Genomic DNA, 18062 nt, shown 5'->3' on the forward strand with positions numbered 1-18062 from the left:
AGTTACTGCTGATGAATTACATCAATATTGTATAGATTATGAAAAAGCAATTGATGAAAGTGGTGGAATTGACTTGCAATTATTAGGTATAGGTAGAACTGGACATATTGGATTTAATGAACCTGGCTCACATTTTAATTCAGAAACCAGAAGTATTATTTTAGATTATATTACAAAATCTGATGCGGCTCCTTCGTTTTTAGGTATTGATAATGTGCCTAAAAAGGCCATTACAATGGGTATAAAAACTGTTAGAAAAGCAAAAAGAATTATTTTATTAGCTTGGGGACAAAACAAATCTTCAATTGTTAAAAAGACTATTGAAGGTGAAATTTCGTCTAAAGTACCAGCAACTTATTTACAACATCACAATAACACAACATTTATTCTTGATATTGAAGCAGCTTCAGAGCTAACAAGAATAAACACACCTTGGTTGGTGGGACCTTGTGTGTGGGATGAAAAATTGAGTAGTAAAGCAATTATTTGGTTATGTCAAAAAACAGGAAAATCAATTTTAAAATTAATTGATGAAGATTATAATGACAATGGAATGTCTAGTTTATTAGTAGAAGTTGGTTCGTCATACAATTTAAATATTAAAATGTTTAATAAAGTTCAGCATACAATAACAGGTTGGCCAGGAGGTAAACCTAATGCTGATGATACTTCTAGACCTGAAAGAGCAAATCCAATTAAAAAAAGAGTCTTAATTTTTAGTCCACATCCTGATGATGATGTAATTTCAATGGGTGGTACTTTTGATAGATTGGTTAGTCAAGGACATGAAGTGCATATTGCATATCAAACTTCAGGAAATATAGCAGTTTCAGACTATGAAGCTTTAAAATTCGCGGAAGTTTCAAAAATAATGAAATGTAGCATAGATGATAGTTTTATTTCTGGAATTATTGATCAAATAAAAACGAAGAAAGACAATGCAATTGATAGTGTTGAGGTTAGGAAATTAAAAGGAGTAATAAGGCAGATGGAGTCATTAGCAGCAACCCGATATTTAGGAGTTCCTGATGAGAATGTTCATTTTTTAAATTTACCATTTTATGAAACGGGTAGTATTAAGAAAAATCCACTAGGAGACGAAGATGTTGCGATAATGTGTGATATAATTGAGAAAATTAAACCACATCAAATTTATGCAGCAGGTGATTTGGCCGATCCGCATGGAACACATAGAGTTAGTTTAAATTCCTTGTTTGAAGCATTAAAAATTTTAAAACCAAAGCCATTTATGAATGATTGTTGGTTGTGGCTATACAGAGGAGCTTGGCAAGAATGGGATATTCATGAAATTGATATGGTAGTCCCAATGAGTCCAGATCAGGTATTGAAAAAACGAAAAGCAATTTTCTTTCATCAATCTCAAAAAGATGGTGTTATGTTTCAAGGCAATGATATAAGAGAGTTTTGGATGCGTGCCGAGGATAGAAATACCAAAACTGCTAAGAAATATAATAATTTAGGATTAGCCGATTATGCTGCAATGGAAGCATTTGTAAGATGGCATTATTAATTTGATAACTCAATTTTTTGCTAAATAAAAGTTGTATTATTGTAATAATAATACTTTTTATAATTGAAATTGATTAAAAAAATATTCTTAACCCTGTTATTTTTGGCTTCTGTACTTTTAGAAGCACAAGAATTACCACCTATTGAAAATTTTTCACCTCAACTATATGGTGCTGAAAACCAGAATTGGTCTATTTCTCAGGGAAATGAAATGTATATATATGTTGCTAATAACAGTGGTTTATTAGAATTTAATGGTGCCAAATGGAAATTATATCCATCTCCTAATAATACATCAATAAGAACAGTTAATGTTATTGGGAATAAAATATATACAGGTTGTTTTAGAGAGTTTGGTTTCTGGGAGAGAAATGAAATGGGTAATTTGGAATATTACTCGTTAATTCATGAATTAAATGAACCGCTTCTTGAAGATGAACATATTTGGAATATAATTTCATTTGATAAATGGATATTGTTTCAATCCTTACATCGTATATATATTTATAATACTGAAGAAAAATCATTTAGCATCATAAAATCGGAAACCCATTTGCCGAAAGTTTTTAAAGTTGATGATAGTATTTATTTTCAAAAATTTGAACAAGGAATTTTTAAAATTGAAAACGGAAAGCCGATATTAATATCAGACAATCCCATATTGAAAGACAATATTTTAGTCAATATTTTTTCAATAGATAAAAAAGTTTTATTTCAAACTCAAGAAAAAGGATTTTATTTTTTGGAGGGTAAAAGCCTTTTAAAATGGGATATTCCAGCAAATAAAATAATCTCATCTGTTAGCGTATTTAGTAGTTTAAGATTAAGAAATGGAAATTTTGTATTAGGAACAATCAGAAATGGTATCTATCAATTGAATGAAAAAGGTGAAATAATTCTCCAAATAAGTCAAAAAGAAGGACTAAGTAACAATACCATTTTATCAATGTTTGAAGATAAAGAGCAAAATCTGTGGCTTGGATTAGACAATGGTATAAGTATGGTTAACTTCAATTCTCCATTTAGTGTTTTTAATGATTTAGATGGGAAATTAGGCTCAGTTTATGCAGCAATAAAATTTAATAACAATTTATACATAGGAACCAATCAAGGGCTATTTTACAAAAAAAGTAATTCTGATGATTTTCAATTTATAGAGGGAACCTTTGGGCAAGTGTGGTGTTTAAAAGTTTTCGACAACACGTTATTTTGTGGACATAATTTAGGGACTTTTGTTGTTGATGACACTAATAAAGCAAACTTAATTGCTAATGCAATGGGTACATGGGATATTTTACCAATAAAAAACAACAATAATTTGTTATTACAAGGGCATTATAATGGCTTAAATGTTATTGAAAAAATAAATAATAAATGGAAATTCAGAAATAAAATTGAAGGTTTTGATATTTCAAGTAGGTATTTTGGGTTTGATTCGGATTTGAATATTTTTGTAAGTCATGAATGGAAGGGCGTTTTTAAACTTCAGATTAATAATGATTTTACCAAAATACTCGATTATACAATTGAAGAAAGTGTACAAAAAGAACCAGTAGCAAGTTTAATTACATATGATAGTCAATTGTTATATACTTCTGAAAAAGGTATCTACAAATATGAAGAGCTTCAGAAAAGGTTTTTGAAGGATTCTTTATTAAGTTTAAATTTTTTCGCACACGATGACTATGTTTCTGGAAAATTAATTGCAGACAATAAAGAAAATACCTTATGGGGTTTTACCGATAAAAATATTGTTTATTTCAAGCCGGCAAAATTGAACAATGATTTAATTATTACTAAAATATCTTTGCCAGCCTCATTAAGAAAATTTATTTTAGGTTATGAAAATATTACACACTTAAATGACCAAATTTATTTATTGGGATCTTCAAAAGGTTATATTCTGTTAGATTTAAATAAATTAGTTGAGAAAGATTATGAGATTACCATCAATTCAATTGAAAAAAGTATCATAAATAATGAAAAGGAATTTATTAATGTAAAAACAAGCAGCGAATTTAAATATGAGGAAAACAACTTGTATTTAAATTATAGTGTACCTGAGTTTGATAAATTTGACCAAGTAAATTACCAATATCAACTAAAGGGAATATATGATGAATGGAGTGGTTGGTCAGAAAATTCTGAAATATCATTTAAAAACCTCCCTTGGGGTGATTATACATTTAATGTTAGAGCTAAAATTGGTAGTGAATTATCAAAGAATACAGCTACATTTTCATTTACAATAAAAAGACCTTTGGCTTTATCAAACCAAATGTTGTTTATTTATTTAATTTTATTAGGTGTATTATTATTTACTATTCATTTATTTTATAAACGTTATTATAATAAGCAAAAGCAAAAGCTAGTTGAAAAAAAGCAACGTGTATTTGCCATAGCTCAATTAGAAAATGAGCAGGAAATTATGAAATTAAAAAATGAAAAATTACAAAATGATATTCAAAGTAAATCAAGAGAATTAGGTACTTCAACAATGAGTATTATTAAAAAGAATGAAATTTTAAATACTATTAAAGAAGAACTAACGGCAATTAAAGATGAAAGTCACGTGAAACCAGTTCTTAAAATTATAAATAAAAATCTTTCTAACACTAATGATTGGGAACTATTTAAAGAAGCTTTTAATAATGCAGATAGGAATTTTATAAAAAAGATAAAAAATCTTCACGCTTCTTTAACTCCAAACGATTTAAGATTGTGTGCTTATTTGCGACTAAACTTGTCATCTAAAGAAATAGCCCCATTATTAAATATTTCACCGCGAAGTGTAGAGATAAAACGATACAGATTGCGTAAAAAAATGGAATTGGCTCACGAAATGAGCCTTGTGGAATATATTTTAGAAATATAATTTTAAAATTTAATTTAACCTTAACATTTTTACATTTTTTAATGTATTACAGCTATTAAATAGAAATTCTAACAACTATTTTTTCTTATTTATGCCCTATCTCGGTTTTAAATATGGCAATTTTATTGATTTAAATGGTTAATTTATGATATTAATTAGAAGTCAAAATTGAACACATAAAAAAAACTAAGAATTATCTAAATCTATTAAATATTCAACTAAATTTTGTGTTCTTTTTAGGTTTAATTTTTTTCTTAATCTATATCTAGCAAGTTCTACTCCACGTGATGTAATATTTAACATTTTAGAGATTTCTTTAGAACTCATATTCATTCTTAAAAATGCGGCTAGTTTAATTTCTCGAGGAGACAGTTTTATGTTATTATCAGAGAGTTTTTTTAAATAATTACCGTGAACCTGATCAAAATGGTATGCGAATTGATCCCATGAATCATTGTTCGAAAGCTCTTTATCAATAGTTTTAATTATGTTCTTCAATTCTTTTTTTGAATCAATCTGATCAAGAGATGAAATAATTTTATTTTGAACATCCTGAATAAAATCATTGTTTTTAACCAAATGCATAGTGATTGTTGTCAGCTGATCATTTTTAAGGTTAATTTCTGATTTAAGTTTTTCATTCTCTAATTTATTAATTTCTTTATCTTTTATTTTTATTTCTTCGTCTTTATTCTTGTAGATAATAGATTTTTCTTTTCTATATTTTTTTTGCTGAATAAGGGGAATCAATGTTAAAGAAATGATCGTTATAATTAAATAACACATTTTAGCCCAGTTTGAAAAATACCAAGGTGTTAAAACTTCAAAAGAGAAGGTTGAGATATTGCTTTCTAATTCGTAAATATTCTGAGCTTTTATTTCTAAGGTATATTCTCCAAAAGGTAAATGGGTAAATTCTTTTTCACCTGAGCTTGACCATTTAGACCAATTTTCATCTAGTGGTAAAAGTCTATAGCTGTATTTTAAATCTTTAAATCCATCAAAATAAGGCGCTGCATAGTGAAATTTTATTGAGCTTGTCTCAGTAATTTCAATGTTGTCTACATAAGAAGGATTGTACGTGTTAATGGAATCAGTTGAAGATTGTGTTTCAACTTTTCTAAGTAATACTTGAAAGTTTTTATTTATGTATAGCTTTTTATTAGGAGTATAATTAATAAAGCCTTCTTTAGCTCCAATAAGGACATTGTTTTTATCAAGTATTGAGATATTTGCTAAATCATCGCTTATAAATTTATTGATATGTTTAAAAATATGGATTTTATTTTCAAAAGTACCAAAACCTTTTTGAATTAAATTTCCGAATTTTTTATTCTGAATATAATAAATAGAATTATTCCTATTGGAAATCATGGTACTTACATATTCTGTTCCAAGCCATTTGTTGAAATATTTATTTGGACTAAAAGTATGAGAGTTTAAATTAAAATCGTAAATACCTTTTTCTGTTGTAAAAACTAAGTTATCATTCAATGAATAAACATCTATCATGATATTAGATGGTAGACCATCATTTTTTCCAAATTTCTGTATCTTTTTTTGAATATTCAAGTTTGAATTAAATTCAATTCTAAAAGCACCTTTAGAAACATGTGTCATCCATAGTGTTGAATCATTTTCAAATTCCATAATCCTTGAAGATTGTTCTTCTAATGCTTCAACTCTTTGAATTGTTGACCAGTTATTAATTTCATTATTAAAAAGTGAAATTCCTCTATAGTCACCGCCAACTATAAGGTTTGGTATTTTGGTATTCATAAATTTCCAACTTCCAATATCTTGAATTTGAGTTAGATTTTCGCCCTTTAATTCAAAGGCACCACGATCGTGGTTCAAAATAAGTTTATTTTCAACCTCAGAGAAATTGTAAACTTGCCCTTCGCTCTCCGCTATTATTTTAAAAGGGTAGCCCTCTAAAAGATGCTGTTCCTTTTTTTGAATGAATGCACCAGTGTTAGTTCCAAGATATATTTCATTGTTAAATCTTATAGCAGCATATCCGGTGCCTTCAACACCAACTTCTTCATTGATTAATGAAAATGGTAAGTTTATTTTTAGGTAATCAATTCCATTGTTTAAACCAACCCATAAATTGTGAAAGTCATCTTCATATAGAGATTTTACAGTTCTATCGGATAGACCTTCTTTTTTGGTTAAATGATTTTTAAGAATGAGGTTCGAATTAAAAATAAAAATTCCATTACTTTGGGTGCCAATAACGTATTCGCCAGAGTTTAATTTTATAGCGTCATTAACTGTTCCAAGGTTTACGTTAAGGTCAATAAGAGTGTAACCGCTATCATTTAGCAAATGCATTTCTCCTTCCCTTGTTAAGCAGTAATATCCGTTGTTATTGGGTAAAATTGCAATAATATCATATTCAATTTCAGTTCCTTTAATATGTATAAATTCATTATTTATAATTTCATAGAGGCCTTTTTCATAAAATTGAGCAAAGAACCTATTTTCAACATTAAATGCAAAACGTAAATAACCAGGTAAAGTCATGGCCTTTAAATTGTTGTCTTCAAAAATAAATAATTCACTTTCTGTATTAAATATTATTTTTCCGTCAAATTCGAGGACTTTCCAAGTTTCGGCAATATCTTGTTTGTCATTTGGTAAATATTTTAAAAGAGATGTAAAGATTAAGTCATTTTTTGTTTTGGTGAAATATCCAATTTGCCCCTGACCTCCAACAAAAATTCTATCTTGACTATCTACTTTTAGAGCTCTTAATCTTGTAGAAAATGGTACCTCATATTTATTCCATTCTCTTCCATCAAATTCTAAAAGCCCCTCATTATTCGCAATGTATAAAATACCTTCACTGGTCTGGTCAAAAGCCCAATTTTGAATACCTCCTTTGTAATCGTTAGAATCAAAATGCTCTTTTAAAGGAGTATTTCTTATAACAGAAGGTTTCATATTTTGTGAATTTACCTCTTGAAATAGGAATAGTAAAAAAAATATAATGCGTAATATGTTTTTCATTTTTGATGAAATAATAATTTTTTGTGAAATTAGTAAAAATATTGAAAATAAAGGGATTATAAGTATATTTAATCTTTAAATGAAAGTTTTTGATGAGTTATAAAAATTTATATAGTGAGTTTTTAATGTATTGAAATTTTAATATTATTCAGAAATTTTATGTTCTTTTGTATGATTACTCGGCTTGGATATTTTTTGATAAATGTAAGATGTAGATTTTTTTTATTAATAAATGATAGCTATTTTTAAATTATACAAATTTTCGACAATTATGAAACATTTATACTTTAATATGAAAATTAAAATATTTCTAATAACCTTAATATTTGGAACTATAATTAGTTGGGGTCAAGGGCTTAAAACGGAAGGGCAGAAAATCATAAATTCTCAAGGAGAAGAAGTTCTGCTTAGAGGTATGGGCTTAGGTGGTTGGATGTTGATGGAAGGTTACATGATGCAATCAAGTGAAGTTGCAGACACACAACATGAGTTTAGAAATAGACTTGTTGATTTAATTGGGGAAGATATAACAGACGAGTTTTTTGATACTTGGTTATCAAATCATGTTACTAAAAAAGATATTGATTCTTTAGAAAAATGGGGTTTTAATAGTGTTCGTCTTCCAATGCACTACAACTTATTTACGCTTCCAATAGAAGATGAGCCTGTTACTGGTGAAAATACTTGGTTAAATAAAGGTTTTACAATGGTTGATAATTTATTGGATTGGTGTGAATCAAACAATATGTATTTAATTTTAGATTTGCATGCAGCTCCAGGCGGTCAAGGTACAAATGCTGCAATTTCTGATTATGATGATACCAAACCATCTTTATGGCAAAGTCAGGAAAATAAGAATAAAACGGTTGCTTTATGGAGAAAGTTAGCTGAAAGATATAAAGATGAACCTTGGATAGGTGGTTATGATTTATTAAACGAAGTTAATGGCGACCACGTAACTGGTCCTCAATTAAAACAGTTTTATATAGAAATTACCAATGCTATTCGCGAAGTAGATACAAATCATATACTGTTTATTGAAGGACATGATTGGGCTAATAACTTTACAGGTCTTACTCCAACTTGGGATGACAATATGGTCTATAGTTTTCATAAATATTGGAGTAAAAATGATGTAGGTTCCATACAGTGGGTTCTAGATTTACGTGAACAGCATAATGTACCATTATGGATGGGTGAAGCTGGGGAAAATTCAAATGTGTGGTTTACAGAAGCGATAACCCTTTTTGAAGATAACAATATAGGTTGGTCTTGGTGGCCAATGAAAAGAGTAGAAACCATTGTTGGCCCATATTCAATAGAATTTACGGATGGATATAAAAACATTCTTGAGTATTGGAAAGGAAATGCATCAAAGCCTTCAGTAAATGATGCTTTTGTAGCAATTATGGAATTGGCTAACAATACCAATAGTACAAATTGCGATCATCAAAAAGATGTACCTGACGCTATGATAAGACAGGTTGCAACGGATGCATCTATTCCTTATAGTACCCATACAATTCCAGGAGTAGTTTATATGTCTGATTTTGATTTAGGTAAAAATGGATTAGCATATTATGATCAAGACTTTGCAAATTATAGCCTATCAACAGGTTCTTTTCAAGCTTGGAATGATGGGTGGGTATATAGAAATGATGCTGTAGATATTCAAAAGAGTAACGATAATGTGAATAACAATGGATATCATATTGGATTTGTAAAAAAAGACGAATGGATGAACTATACTGTTGCAATAAATGAAACAGGAAAGTATAAAGCAGGTGTCCGTTTAGCAGCGCAAAGTAATGGTGGAGAATTTCACTTAGCTATTGACGGTGAAGAAGTAACAACAACTCAAACTGTAAATGCTACAGGAGGTTGGGAAACTTTTGACACTTTTGAGGTAATTGATATATTATTAGAACAAGGAACCCATGTATTAACTTTTAGATTTGATTCTGAAGGTGAATTTAACCTAAGTAGTATAGAGTTTACTAAAACAGGAGAAATTTCATCTGTAGATTTTAATGCTTTAAATGGACATACGGTTACTGCAAATTCAATAGAACTAGTAGTAAATCAATCGCTGTTAGAGTCTTCATTAAGCAATTCTAAAGACCTATTTGAACTAGTGGTTAATGGAATTGAAGAATCTATTGCTTCTATTTCGTTTGATTCAAATAATAATAGAAGTATTGTTATTAATACGGACAAAACTTTAGTTTATACTGATAATATTGAAGTGAGTTATAATGGAACAATAATAAATTCTGAAGGTGGAAAAACTTTAGAACCATTTTCAAATTTAGAAATTAGAAATACACTTACACCATTATTTATTATTCCGGGTACAATAGAAGTTGAAGATTATGTTGATATGGAAGGTTTAGGAGTTGAGACCACTGAAGATGATGGAGGAGGTCATAATATAGGTTATACGGATGCTGGAGATTATGCAGATTATATTATTTATTCAGGTTCATCTAGTAATTATAATGTTGATTTTAGATTTGCAGGATTTGATGCAGGAGAAATAGGATTGTATTTGGTTGATGAATCATCAAATGAATCAGAATTAGTTAAAATAACAACTCCACAAACTGGTGGTTGGCAAACATGGCAAACAGTTTCAGGAACTGTAAATATTCCTCAAGGTATTCATAGGCTTCGCTTAAAAATTCTGGCAGGTGGATTTAATATGAATTGGATGAAATTTGAAGAATTAGTAGGAAATGACGATAGTGATGGGGATGGAATTTTAAATGAGAATGATGATTGTCCAAATACTGACGCAGGAGCAACAGTAGATAGTAATGGTTGTGCAATATTTACCTTACCAATTGATAATTTTACAATTGGAGCTTATGGTGAAAGTTGTCCAGGTAAAGAAAATGGAAAGATTGAAGTCGCGACTCAGGAAGCGCATAATTATAAAATGACATTGATAGGTGGTGGTTTATCAATCTCTAGATTTTTTACAGTTGGAATAACCTTAGGAGGAATAACACCTGGAACATATGATGTGTGTATCACAGTTGATGGCGAAGAATTTGAACAATGCTTTACATTAGAGATAGCAGAAGGATTTGAATTTTCAGGAAAATCAAGTGTGAGTGGGAAAAAGGCTTTAATAGAAATAGAAAAAGGGACAGCACCATTTATAGTTTTTATTAATGGGAATGAAGTTTTAGAAACAATGTTTAATAATTTTGAAATTGATGTTAATCACGGAGATTTATTAGAAGTTAAAACATCCATTGCCTGTGAAGGTAAATTAGAAAGTAAAATCGACTTATTTAAAACAATTACAAGCTATCCAAACCCTTCAGAAGGTGAATTTATGATTGCTATTCCTAGTGATATTAGAACGGTAGAAGCTGAAGTTTATAATGTTTTTGGTCAATTGGTTAAAAAGGGTGACTATGATGTTAATTCAGGTAAAATTTTAATGAATTTGTCAAATAATCCAAACGGTATTTATCTGATGAAGTTGTATTTAGATGAGCCTGTTACATTAAAGTTAATTAAAGAATAAAAAGTTTATAAAATGAAAAATTTAATATATCTATTAGTAATAAGTTTTAGTTTATTGTCTTGTGGCGGATCAGGAGGAGATGATGTTAGTCCGCCAGATCCAGAACCAACAAATAATAAACCAACGAATCCCTCAAATATAAAACCAATTAATAATTTACTTTGTATTGATAATACCTTAACATTTGAATGGAATGCCTCTGAAGATTCTGATGGGGACGCTATAACATATCAACTACAAGTGGCTACCAACAATCAGTTTAACGAAAATTTACAAACATTAAATAATATTTCTTCAACAAGTACACAACTTTCATTAGAAAAAGGAGTCGCATATTATTGGAAGGTAAAAGCAGTAGATAGTAAAAATGCATCGAGTGATTATTCAAGTGTTTTTCAATTTTATACAGAAGGAGATGGGGAGTTAAATCACTTACCATTTTCACCCGCACTTGTTGGTCCAAATTTACATTCAATTGTTCAAACTATATCTACTATGCTTTCTTGGACTGCTAGTGATGTAGATAATAATCCTTTAGTTTACGATGTTTATTTAGACAACGTAAACCCACCAATTTCAAAAGTGTCTGAAAATCAATCTGAATTAACTTTTGAGGTTACTAATTTAAGTGCTTCAACAAATTATTATTGGAAAATTGTAGTAAAGGATAACCATGGAGGAATAACCAACGGTCAAGTTTGGAATTTTATAACCGATTAATATTTGTTAAAACAGCGCTATGAAAAAAGTAAATTACTATTTGTTAAGTTTTATGATAATAACAATGAGCATACTATCATGTAAAACGAAAGAAAAAGAAAAACAAGATTCAACTAAAGAAGTAACATCAGATGTTTGGAAAGTAGATTTTTTAGACAACTTTGATACTTTTAATCCAGAAAATTGGCAAGATCAAAGGATTTGGGTAAATAATGAAAAACAAAGTTATGTACCCAATGGAGAATTTGGAACACGTGAAGTAAGTAATGGTTCATTAAAAATAAAAGTGGTAAAGATTGATGAAAAACGCAGTAGTGACAACTTAGATAAGTTTGGGAAACAACAACCAGATACCGAGTATGTTGCTGGCCGTATCGTCTCAAAAAATAGAAAAGAATTTATCAAAGGTAAATGGACTGCAAAATTAAAATTGTCGAGTAGTGGTGAGGCAAGTATGTTTCCTGCTTGGTGGCTACTAGGAGCTCAAAATAATGAGTCTCCTGTGCAGGAAGAGGATGAAAATATTTGTTGGCCTCTAACAGGATCTGGTGAAATTGATATTTTCGAACATCATGGAGATGGAGATAAAGATCATTTTACAACAGGAGCTATTAAAAGCTTGGGAGAGTGTGATAAAGGAGATTGGTGGAGTTTACGTACAAATATTAAGACAACCTTAAATGAATATCACGAATACTCTGTAGAATGGGAAGGTAGTGACCTCGTTTATAGTCTCGATGGTAAGGAGGTATATCGTAATGTTGGAGAGGGAGATAAATATCCTGAGCCAATGTTTGCTATTTTAAATTTCGCCAAAATTACAGATTCACCAATGAAAGGCGAATGGGTTATGGAAGTAGATTGGGTAAAACACGAATATCGAAAATAACCATATTTGTTGTTATGTATTTTGATTTCCGATAGATAACTATTTTTTAAAACCTAAAATTTTATTCAAAATGCACAATGGGTTTTTTTAGAGTACCCGTGTAGGATTTAACAGCTATCATTATTTCAATTTGAAATGAAATTACAAATATATTACTGATAAGTAATAAAAATAAAAAATGAATAAGTCATATACCATATTTATAAGTTTATGGTTGTATTAGGAGGCTTCCTCTAGGTTTTGATAATGCTGTCATTTCTGGTGTTATTAATGGAATTACCGTATATTTAGGGATAGGTTAATCCGCTAACAGATTCTATATCATAAAATCAGCTTGAAACAACCGTGAATGTTAATTTAACGGCATCCACTAATTATTTTTAGAATGTTGTGGTAAAATATGATAAAGATGACCTGACCAAAGGACAAGTTTGGAGTTTTAAAACGGACTAACTTCACATAAACCTACCTCTATTCTTAATTTTTTTGTGCAATAATGGCAGTTTGATAATATGCTGGCTATAAGTTTTTCAATTAGATTTAAAAATAATTCGTTTAATACACAACTGAACTCATTCAATGTGATCACAAAAGTTTTATTAATTTTAAATTTAAAAGTGAATTTTATATTTAAATAGCTAAATTTACTAAATAATGCTATGTTGAGTATGTTTTAGAGAATTAATTTAACTTTACAGTATTAAAAAACACCTCAACATTACCTCAACATTAAGGTTACTATAAGGTTTTAGTTAAATTTTATTATATTTTATTATATTTTATTAGTTCCTTAACCCACTTCTAGTTTCCTTAGGTATTTCAGGATAAAGAATGCTAAATTACCTAATAAATATGCTAAATTATTTGTTAATTTTTAGATTGTATGTTTTTTGTATAGGTTGTTTTTAAGATTTCTTTAACTTTTAAGTATAATTTTATTGAAAATTAATTTAACTCAAATATATGAAGTCATTTATTTTATCAATTTTAATAAGTTTCGTAGGAATTATTTCCTACTCGCAAACTTATGAGATGAAAGGAGCCGTTACTGATGTTAGCGGAAATCCTTTACCAGGAGTTTCTGTTATTGTAAAAAACACAGTAAGAGGTACATCCTCAGATTTTGATGGGAATTTCACTATTCCCGAGATTCAAAAAGGAGAAACACTTGTGTTTTCTTATCTTGGTTTTACAGATAAAGAAATTGTAGTTAGTGATAACTCGTTTTTAAATGTAGAACTTAAAGAGAATACTCAAAGTTTAGATGAAGTTGTAGTTGTTGGTTATGGAACTCAAAAAAAGAGTGTTGTAACAGGAGCTATTTCAAGCGTAAAAGCGAAAGATCTTGAAGGTTTACCAGTAGAGCGAGTTGAACAAGCACTACAAGGTAGAGTATCAGGTGTAACTATTGCTGCTGATGCTGGTCAGCCAGGTTCATCTTCAACTGTAAGAATACGTGGTATTACAACTTTGGGTAATAATAACCCTTTATGGGTAATTGACGGTGTTGTTGTAGATGCAGGAGGTATTGGTTTTCTTAATCAGTCTGATATTGCTTCAATAGAAGTTTTAAAGGATGCGGCTTCCTTAGCTATTTATGGAGCAAGATCTGCAGGTGGTGTAATTTTAGTTACAACTAAAAAAGGTAAAATAGGAAAAATAAATGTTAGTTATACTGGTTTTGCTGGAGTTTCTTCTGCATCTAAAAAGCTTTCATTATTAAATGGAGCGGAATACGGAGCTGTATTAAATGAAGCATCAGTTGCTGATGGAGGTTCAGTATTATTTCCAAATGTTGCTGCTTTAGGTGTTGGAACAGATTGGCAAGATGTTATATTTAATGATAGTGCCATGAGAACTTCACATGAAATTAGTATTTCTGGAGGTAATGATGTATCTACATTTTATGCATCATTTGGACTTAGTGATCAAGAAGGGATTGTAATGTCTGAAGTTTCACAGTTCAACAGAAAAAATATTCGATTAAATTCAACTCATAAAATATCAGACATATTTAAGGTTGGTCAAACATTAGGATATGCTCACAAAAGATCAATGGGTATTGGCACAAACTCTGAATTTGGTGGACCTTTAAGTTCAGCAATAAATTTAGATCCTCTTACACCTGTTGTAGTTACAGATCCAGTTATAGCAAATGGAACTCCTTATAGCACTCAAAATGTATTTAGAGATGCAAATGGAAATCCTTATGGTATTTCTAATTGGGTTGGACAAGAAATGACAAATCCATTAGCTGATATACAAAGACAAATAGGAAACTATGGTTGGTCAGATGATATAGTAGCTAACGCTTTTATAGAAGTTACACCTATTGAAGGACTTGTTGTTAAATCTTCTTTAAGTGGTAAGTTATCTTATTGGGGTAATGAAGGTTTTACACCTGAATATTATTTATCTGCTACTAGTGTTAATACACAAAATAGATTATCAAGAAGTAGAGCTAAAGGGTTTGGTTGGAATTTAGAAAATACTGCTTCTTATACTAAAGAAATTGGCTTGCACGATTTTTCAGTGTTAGTAGGACAAGGTGTTTATATTGATGATGATTCAAGTGAAGTAGGTATCACATATTATAACTTACCAATAACTAGTAGAGAAGATGCAAGTTTCAACTTTCCGGTTACAGATGATCAAAAGGTTGGTTATAGTTGGACAGGAACTGAGCATAAAGTAACTTCATTATTTTCTAGAGTTAGTTATAACTATGATGAGAAGTATTTATTTACAGGAATTGTTCGTAGAGATGGTTCATCAAGATTTGGACAAAACAACAAATTTGGTGTTTTTCCATCATTTTCAGCAGGTTGGAATGTTACAAATGAAGATTTTTGGCCAGAAAATGATATTTTAAACAAGTTGAAAGTAAGAGGTGGATATGGAGTAACTGGTAATGATGCCATTGGTAATTTTGGTTATCTAGCCTTAATTGGTGGTGGAAGAAATTATACTTTTGGTTCAGATGGAGGTGTGATTACTTCTGGATTCAGTCCAAATGCACCAGATAATCCTGATTTAAAATGGGAAGAAACTTCACAAACTAATATTGGTTTTGAAGCAAGAGTATTCAATAATGTAAATGTTACGTTTGATTACTATATTAAAGAAACAACTGGTATTTTACAATACATTGATCTTCCAGGATATGTTGGTGCCTCAGGAAGCCCAATAGGAAATGTTGCTGATATGAAAAATACGGGTCTTGAATTGGAATTAGGCTATAAAAAAGATTTTGGAGAATTTAATTTTTCAGCAAGTGGAAATGTTTCATACCTAAAGAATGAAGTAACCTTTTTAGGAAATGGTAAAGAATTTATTTCTGGTGAGGCTGGATTTCAATCAATGGGAACAGTTACAAGAATCCAAGTAGGAGAATCAATTAATTCATTCTATGGGTATAGTACTAATGGTGTTTTCCAAAATGCAAATGAAGTAAGTTCTTATGTGAATGCTTCAGGAACACCAATTCAACCAGATGCAGTCCCTGGAGATTTTAAATGGGTTGATAGAGATGGTGATGGTACAATTACAGAAGAAGATAGAGGATTTATAGGTACTCCTTTACCAAAATACACATTTGGATTAACACTTAGCTTAAAATATAAAGCCTTTGATTTCATGATGTTTACTCAAGGAGTTGCAGGAAATAAAATTTTCCAAGGGTTAAGAAGGTTAGATGTAGCAAACGCTAATTACCAAACATCAATTTTAGATAGATGGACTGGAGAAGGAAGCACAAATAGCAACCCTAGATTAACAAATTCAGATCCTAATGGAAACACTAGTAGATTTTCAGATTATTATCTAGAAAAAGGAGATTTTATAAGGTTTAAAACAGTTCAGTTAGGGTATACATTACCTTCAGATTTAGTTAGTAAAATAGGGGCTCAAAAATTGAGGGTTTATGTTACAGGAGAAAATTTATTGACATTAACTGAATATACAGGATATGATCCTGAAATTGGTGGTAGTGTCATGGGAATTGATAAAGGATTCTATCCACAGGCTCGATCATTTATGTTTGGTCTTAATTTACAATTTTAATAAAAATGAAAAATATTATGAATATAAAAAAATATAAGTTTCCATTACTGGCGATAGCAGTATTGGTAACAGTTTTATCGTGTTCGGAAGATTATTTGGATGTTGAACCTAAAGGAACTTTCTTAACAGATAATTATTATTCGAATCAAGATGAAGCATTCGCAGGTCTTGTTGCTGCATATGATTATGTGAGAAAGAATTCTGGAGGATTTGAAAATAATGTAACTTTTATGAATGCCGGTTCTGATGATTTTTACGCAGGAGGAGGTAATTCATCGGATGGTATTGGAATACAAAATATTTCAAATTATGCATTAAATGCTATTGAAATGCCAGCTTCATTTTGGACTGATCATTTTAGAGGTGTTTATAGAGCTAATTTAATGATCCAAAAATTACCAGAAATCCCTATGGATGATGCGTTGAAAGCAAGGTTTATGGCTGAGTCTAAAGCGTTAAGAGGATATTACTACTTTATACTAGTTAGAATGTTCGAAAACGTTCCATTATTTACTGAGCCAGTAAATCCTTCTGAAATGTTTGACGTAGTTCAGGTGACTTCTGACGTTACGTATGCACAAATTGAAGCAGATTTATTAGAAGCAATACCTGGTTTACCTGGATCACTTCCTTCAAATGAATTTGGAAGATTAACTAAAGGAGCTGCACAAGCTATTTTAGGTAAGGTTTATTTAGAACAAGGAAAAGGCTCTTTAGCTGCAGCTCAATTTGCTGAAGTGAATGGTACACCTGGAGCTACTAGTCAGTATGGTTATAAATTATTAGATAATTTTGATGATTTATGGGTTATTGATAATAAGTTTAATTCAGAATCAATCTTTGAAATTTCTCATACAAATGAAAGTTTTGCAGGTTGGGGTAATGCATATAATGATGATGCCGAAGGAAATATGATATGCACAATGGTTGGTCCAAGAGGGTACGTAGATTTGGATATTAATGATAATGTTCCTGCATATTCATCAGGTTGGAGTTTTAATCCAATTTTACCAGGTTTATATGATTTAATGAAAAATGATCCTCGTTTTGAAGCTACAATTTTAGATTTAAAAACATTGGAGGAACAAGGTAAAGTATCATATCAAAAAGGGTATTTAAATACGGGATATTTCTTAAATAAATATGCTCCATTAGTATCAGAAGAACATACAGGTGCTGGAGATATGTGGTTAAACCATAGACAAGATAGTTATGCTATTAGATTGGCAGATACTTATTTACTAGAAGCAGAAGCTTTAGGAGGTTCTGGAGCAAGAGCACAAGCATTGTTAGATGCAGTTAGATCAAGAGTTGGTTTACCTTCTATTACAGTAAGTATGAGTGCTATTTTAGCAGAGAGAAGAATTGAATTGGCTGGAGAAGGTCATAGATGGTTCGATTTAAGAAGAAATGGGTTATTAGCAACAAATTTA

The 18062-nt window shown here is 30.2% G+C and carries 8 protein-coding genes; 7 read left to right on the top strand and 1 reads right to left on the bottom strand.

What is annotated here, in order from left to right; translation table 11 throughout:
- Window positions 1–1531, top strand: a 1531-nt coding sequence (locus tag Q0352_RS11500) for a PIG-L family deacetylase (protein ID WP_299527627.1), incomplete at its 5' end; no start/stop codon positions are given.
- A gap of 102 nt (window positions 1532–1633) precedes the next feature.
- Entirely contained in the window at window positions 1634–4405 is a 2772-nt protein-coding gene (locus Q0352_RS11505; RefSeq protein WP_299527629.1) for a triple tyrosine motif-containing protein, read from the top strand.
- A gap of 186 nt (window positions 4406–4591) precedes the next feature.
- On the opposite strand, the gene Q0352_RS11510 is transcribed toward Q0352_RS11505, so the two are convergent.
- Window positions 4592–7420: a triple tyrosine motif-containing protein gene (locus Q0352_RS11510; RefSeq protein ID WP_299527631.1), complete on the bottom strand. Its 2829-nt coding sequence runs from the start codon at window positions 7418–7420 to the stop codon at window positions 4592–4594.
- A gap of 292 nt (window positions 7421–7712) precedes the next feature.
- On the opposite strand from Q0352_RS11510, the gene Q0352_RS11515 reads away from it, so the two are divergent.
- From Q0352_RS11515 to Q0352_RS11535, 5 genes are all read left to right on the top strand, one after another.
- On the top strand, window positions 7713–10958 hold the full coding sequence (locus Q0352_RS11515) for a carbohydrate-binding protein (protein WP_299527633.1): 3246 nt from the start codon (window positions 7713–7715) through the stop codon (window positions 10956–10958).
- Window positions 10959–10970: 12 nt separating this feature from the next.
- Window positions 10971–11678 (top strand): fibronectin type III domain-containing protein, encoded by a 708-nt coding sequence (locus tag Q0352_RS11520; RefSeq protein WP_299527635.1) that lies wholly within the window; start codon window positions 10971–10973, stop codon window positions 11676–11678.
- A 64-nt stretch (window positions 11679–11742) separates the two neighbouring features.
- Complete coding sequence (locus tag Q0352_RS11525; protein WP_299527637.1) at window positions 11743–12567, top strand: family 16 glycosylhydrolase; 825 nt, start codon at window positions 11743–11745, stop codon at window positions 12565–12567.
- A gap of 963 nt (window positions 12568–13530) precedes the next feature.
- A complete protein-coding gene (locus Q0352_RS11530) occupies window positions 13531–16629 on the top strand; it encodes a TonB-dependent receptor (protein ID WP_299527639.1) in 3099 nt (1032 codons plus the stop codon).
- A 17-nt stretch (window positions 16630–16646) separates the two neighbouring features.
- Window positions 16647–18062, top strand: a 1416-nt coding sequence (locus tag Q0352_RS11535) for a RagB/SusD family nutrient uptake outer membrane protein (protein WP_299527641.1), incomplete at its 3' end; no start/stop codon positions are given.

Source organism: uncultured Lutibacter sp., assembly GCF_937891065.1.
Classification (GTDB): Bacteria; Bacteroidota; Bacteroidia; order Flavobacteriales; family Flavobacteriaceae; genus Lutibacter.

What these genes read in the sequence shown, in the direction of transcription:
- Q0352_RS11520 (WP_299527635.1), top strand. Translation starts at nt 10,971, where the DNA reads ATGAAAAATTTAATATATCTATTAGTAATAAGTTTTAGTTTATTGTCT.
- Q0352_RS11515 (WP_299527633.1), top strand. Translation starts at nt 7,713, where the DNA reads ATGAAAATTAAAATATTTCTAATAACCTTAATATTTGGAACTATAATT.
- Q0352_RS11530 (WP_299527639.1), top strand. Translation starts at nt 13,531, where the DNA reads ATGAAGTCATTTATTTTATCAATTTTAATAAGTTTCGTAGGAATTATT.
- Q0352_RS11510 (WP_299527631.1), bottom strand. Translation starts at nt 7,420, where the DNA reads ATGAAAAACATATTACGCATTATATTTTTTTTACTATTCCTATTTCAA.
- Q0352_RS11525 (WP_299527637.1), top strand. Translation starts at nt 11,743, where the DNA reads ATGAGCATACTATCATGTAAAACGAAAGAAAAAGAAAAACAAGATTCA.